Raw genomic sequence first — 4,962 nt, 5'->3', positions numbered from 1 at the left:
TCAAGCGCTACCGTGGCCTTAAACTTGTCTGAAAAGTTCCGTCGCTTCGTCATTCTCGTATCCATTCGTTCGTGTTGGATACACCTTAGCACGCTGTCCAAATTTGCCGGACCACTTCAATCATCTCCGGTCCTGATTTCGACACGCTTGAGGTGAAAGACGTGACAGTGCCGCTAACTGTGCCGGACGTCGACGGCGCAGAAGCACGCCTCGAAGCGCTTGGGATGATCCTGGTGCCAGAAGGCGACGTACAGCGCATGGACGAACCGAGCTTTGGCACGGACTTGTCCGACACCTTGTCGACGTTTGACTTCTACGGCGACGACCCGGTGGCAATCTCCAGCGTACAGGCCACCGCCAACCAGCTTCCTAAAGAACTGATCTTCATCCCGGCGCTTATGCTTTTGGCTCTCGTCGCCTTCCTGCAAACGCGCCGCGCACCGCCAACCACTCGTGAGGAGCAACCCGCATGACCCAGACCATTCTCTGTGCCATCGACATCAATCGCCCCAACGAAGAAGCCGTCGTCCTTCAAAAAGCCGCACAACTTGCGGCAATGGAGGACGCGCAACTTGATCTGCTCACTGTTGTTCCCGATCTCGGCGCAACCGTCGTAGGCGCGTATTTTGAGGAACATCACGTCGCGACTGCGCGTGATACGGCTGACGAGCAACTGAAGTCCTTTGCTGAAGGCCTGCTTGGCAAGGACGCTAATGCCAATGTGCGACACCTTGTTGCGGTGGGCAGTGTCTATCAAGAGATCCTGCATGCTGCAAAACTGGCGGGTTCCGACCTGATCGTGCTTGGCGCGCACAACCCCGACCTGAAAGATTACCTGCTTGGCCCCAATGCCTCGCGCGTGGTCCGCCATGCAAATTGTTCGGTTTACGTGGTTCGATAGCTCTGCGCGGGTTTCTCCAAAACGCGCCTAGTGCCAAACCGTCATATCGGCGGGCACGCTGTTTTCCAGACAGCGGGTCGCGTACGGAAGCTCGTTGTGCCGTGCCTTTGCGCGGGCTTGCGGTTTGGGAAAGCCGTACTTAAGCCAACGCCGGATCAACCGGTTCTCAAGCGCTTTTTTGCCAACGCTCAACATCACAGACAACGGCCAGTGTTCGCGCAAGTCGCACCACCTCTCCCATTTATACGTGCCTTACAAACAACTGGCGCTTGGGCCAGACTTCAGTCAAATTTTGCCAGAAGTGAAACGAGGTTCAGCAGGAAAGAGAGAATTGCGACTCGACTAGTCGACAACTCGCAAGTACCATTTCTCCATGGGAACAGTGGAGGATAGCCCGCAGAAATTGCGGGAGGCGCTGGAACTTGCAAACCAGCGTATTGGACAGCTTGAAGCCGCAAAGATTCGAGCTGAAACACTTTTTGAAGTAGCCCAGGTCCTTGGTAAGTCGCTCAATGCCCAAGATACGTTTGACGCTATTCTTGGCGGGCTGCAGAAGGTCGTTCCTTATAACTCGTCGTCGATTCAGGTCATCAGGAACGGTCGTCTCGAAATCGTTGGCGGCCGAGGGTTTGACGTTCTGGACTCTATGCTTGGCCTTGGATTTGAGCTGGACGACGATGCCAATCCAAGTATTCAGGTTCTGGAGTCTCGCAGACAGCAGGTTTTTGCAGACGTCTCAAATCATCCTCATTTTGCCAGTCAGGTACACGGTGGCGGAATGATCCGGGGCTGGATCTGTGCTCCTTTGATGTTTGGCGACGAAGTAATTGGTGTTTTGACTCTCGATAAATTCGAAGCAGACTTCTACACCGAAGAACATGCTGATCTGGTAACCGCATTTGCCGCGCAGGCCGCGACTGCCATCGAGAACGCGCGCTTGTTCGAAACTGAAAGTACAGCGCGAAAGCAGGCCGACACATTGAGAGCAGTGGCGCAATCGCTCGGCAGCACTTTAAACCTGCAGCAGGTATTTTCGTTAATTTTGACGGAACTTCGCAAGGTCGTTCCCTACGACAGCTGTAGTGTTCAACAAATTGCTGGCGACGAAATGGTGATCGTTGGAGGGCATGGATTTCCAAACCTGGACGAATTGATCGGCCAACGATTTAACTGGGGTGATCCGGATGATCCTGCGACCGATGTCGTGCTCAAACATAAGCCGATCATCATTGAGAATGTCTCGGCACGATTTGAACATTTCAACGATGAGACCCATGGTGAGGGCAGCGTGAAGGGCTGGATGGGCGTGCCGCTTTTGTTTGGTGAGCGGCTCATCGGCATGATTACTCTGGATCATAAACAGGAGGCGTTTTACACGCAGGACCATGCAGACGTTGCAATGGCTTTTGCGGCACAATCGGCCACTGCGATCGAGAATGCGCGACTGTTCGAGACCGAGCGCGAGGCGCGCAACCAGGCGGATACATTAACAAAAGCGGCGCAGTCGTTGGGTAGCACGTTGGACCTGCGTCAGGTCTTTGATCTGATTTTGAGCGAGTTGCGCCGCGTCATCCCTTATGACAGCGGCAGTATTCAGCAGATCGACGGCAAAAAGTTGCGAATCGTAGGGGCCAATGGCTTCCCTAATGTCGATGAGGTGATTGGGCAGAGTTTTGACTGGGGCAGTCCAGACGATCCTGCCACGAAGGTTCTCAAACAGCGCGAACCAGTCATCGTGAGCGATGTCTCACAGGAGTTCAGCAACTTCACCGATGAACACGAAAGTGTTCAGGTGAAAGGCTGGATGGGGGTGCCGTTGATCTTCGGCGACCAGCTGATCGGTATGATCACGCTCGATAGCCTAAAAGCGAATTTCTACACGCAAGCCCATGCCCGTTTGGCAGAGGCTTTTGCGGCCTACGCCGCATCTGCAATTGAAAATGCCCGGCTCTTGCATGAGGCGCGGCGCCTTTTGAAAGTAACGGAAAAGCGTGCGGTTGAGCTGGGGGCTATCGGGAAAATCTCTCAAGCTTTGGTCGCGGAGTCAGAGCTCGACAACACGATCGAGTTGATTGGCAATCAGGTGCGCGAGATTTTCGACGCTGACATTGCCTATGTGGCTTTGGTTGATGAGGAAACCGACCTGATTTCTTTCCCTTATAAGTATGGTGTTGAGTTTGAGACACTCGTACTGGGTGAGGGGCTCACAAGTAAGATTATCGAGTCCGGCAAGCCATTACTGATGAACAAGAATGTCAGTGAGTCTCTCGCTGGCTTTGGGGTGACTTTGGTTGGGGAAGTCGAGCCGCTCTCCTATCTTGCCGTGCCCATCCAAACGACCAAAGGCACGATTGGAGTGATTTCAGTCCAAAGCACACGGGCCCAAGATCGGTTTGGCGACGAGGAATTGCGCCTGCTCACCACGATTGCTGCAAATGCGGGGGCGGCATTGCACAACGCGCAATTATTTAGCGAGGCGCTAGAGCATTTGCGGCAGGTGGAAGCTTTGACCAATGCGGCCAGCGCGATTGAAAAGCGGGCTTTTGAGCCGGAGATGATCGATGGAGTGGCGGCGAGAACCGATGCCTTAGGGGAACTGGCGCGCGTTTTTCGCAATATGGCGCAGGAAGTGCGCGCCCGAGAGCAGCGCCTGTTCCAGCAGCTTCATCAGCTGCAGCTCGATATTGAAGAGAAGGAATTGGCAAAGGCCGAAACTCTTGGCGTCTACATGCCGATTGATCGACGACATGCGCTTACTGCGAACAGAAAACTGCCCGAGCACGTGCGGGGGGCTGCGCTATTTGCAGACATCTCTGGTTTCACATCCCTGACTGAAGCGCTTGCGCAAGAAATCGGACTGCAGCGCGGTGCCGAGGAGGTCATTCGCCACCTCAATCGCGTTTTCTCAGTTTTGATCACTGAGGTGCATAGGTTTGGTGGCTGCGTAATCGGGTTTAGTGGCGACGCAATCACGTGTTGGTTTGACGATTTGGATGCAAATGGAGAGCCCTGCGGTGACAAGGCCGCCGACCGGGCGGTCGCCTGTGCATTGGCTATGCAGGCTGGAATGACGGAGTTTGAAACCGTTTTGACCCATGCTGATACGCCGGTTGAACTGGCTATCAAAGTTGCAGTTGCCGCCGGAACAGCAAGGCGAATATTGGTCGGACAGGATGCAGGCCACCAGTTCGATGTGCTAGCCGGCCAATCCCTTCAAACCCTCTCGGCGGCGGAGCATCAAGCCAACAAAGGTGAAATTATTGTTGCGCGTGTAGGTTTGCAGGAAGGGTTCGACCATCTTGATGTGGTCGAGCTACGAGAAAATGGCGCCTATGCCGTTGTCAGCGGTTTGAAGTCCGGTGTTGCTGATGCTCCTTGGGCCGAACTGCCTTCCGAGATCAGCGAAGACCAAGCCCGCCCATGGATGCTGCCGACTGTTTTTGATCACGTCCGTGCAGGAAAGAGCGACATGCTCTCCGAGTTGCGCCCTGTGGCCGCGCTGTTTCTAAAGTTCGGTGGCTTAGACTACGACCAAGACCCAGAAGCGGCGCTGCGCCTAGACGCGTTCTTCACTTGGGTTGGCAAGGTGGTCAATACCCATGGCGGATCCGTCATTCAAGTCACGGTCGGCGACAAGGGATCATACCTCTATATCGCCTTTGGTGCGCCTTTGTCTCGAAGTGATGATGCTGTTCGGGCAACGCTCGCGGCAATGGAGTTGAGCATGCCTCCAGCTGAGTTTGACGGGATCACAGATTTGCAGATCGGTTTGGCATGTGGGCAGATGCGGGTAGGTGCCTACGGCGGCGCAGCGCAGAGGACGTATGGGGCCATCGGTGACAAGACAAACCTAGCGGCGCGGTTGATGCAGGCCGCTGGGGCCGAGCTATCTGGTGTACGATCGGCTATACTTTGCGATGTTTCGATCTTTGATGCCGCCAGCTCGCGCATTCAATTCCAAGCCATTCCGCCCATTCGCGTGAAGGGCAAAGCCGATCCCGTGCAAGTCTATCGCCCTCTTCGGGTGTTGGCTGAAGATGCGCCGCGCGGCACTGTTGTGG

4 protein-coding genes are annotated in these 4,962 nt (G+C 54.9%); 3 read left to right on the top strand and 1 reads right to left on the bottom strand.

Annotation, left to right across the window (positions count from 1 at the left end; all coding sequences use genetic code 11):
• The first annotated feature begins 101 nt into the window (after nt 1–101).
• Both Q1B15_RS11785 and Q1B15_RS11780 read left to right on the top strand, forming a co-directional pair.
• The gene (locus Q1B15_RS11785; protein ID WP_366141719.1) at nt 102–473 is read left to right on the top strand and encodes a DUF3394 domain-containing protein; all 372 of its coding nucleotides are present in this window, start codon (nt 102–104) and stop codon (nt 471–473) included.
• Nucleotides 470–901 carry a universal stress protein gene (locus tag Q1B15_RS11780; protein ID WP_299753931.1) on the top strand — a complete coding sequence of 144 codons (432 nt, stop codon included), beginning with the start codon at nt 470–472 and terminating at the stop codon, nt 899–901. The genes Q1B15_RS11785 and Q1B15_RS11780 overlap by 4 nt, the downstream gene beginning before the upstream one ends.
• Nucleotides 902–928: 27 nt before the next feature.
• Here the strand turns inward: Q1B15_RS11780 and Q1B15_RS11775 are convergent, their stop codons facing one another.
• Entirely contained in the window at nt 929–1,123 is a 195-nt protein-coding gene (locus Q1B15_RS11775; protein WP_299753930.1) for a hypothetical protein, read from the bottom strand.
• Nucleotides 1,124–1,274: 151 nt separating this feature from the next.
• Between Q1B15_RS11775 and Q1B15_RS11770 the strand changes: the two genes are divergently transcribed.
• Nucleotides 1,275–4,962: GAF domain-containing protein (locus Q1B15_RS11770; protein ID WP_299753929.1), on the top strand; the 3,688-nt coding region annotated here is incomplete at its 3' end.

It is taken from the genome of uncultured Boseongicola sp. (assembly GCF_937988555.1).
Classification (GTDB): Bacteria; Pseudomonadota; Alphaproteobacteria; order Rhodobacterales; family Rhodobacteraceae; genus Boseongicola.
Note: the sequence above shows the minus strand (reverse complement) of the source record. Positions and strands in the feature narration are given on the sequence as shown.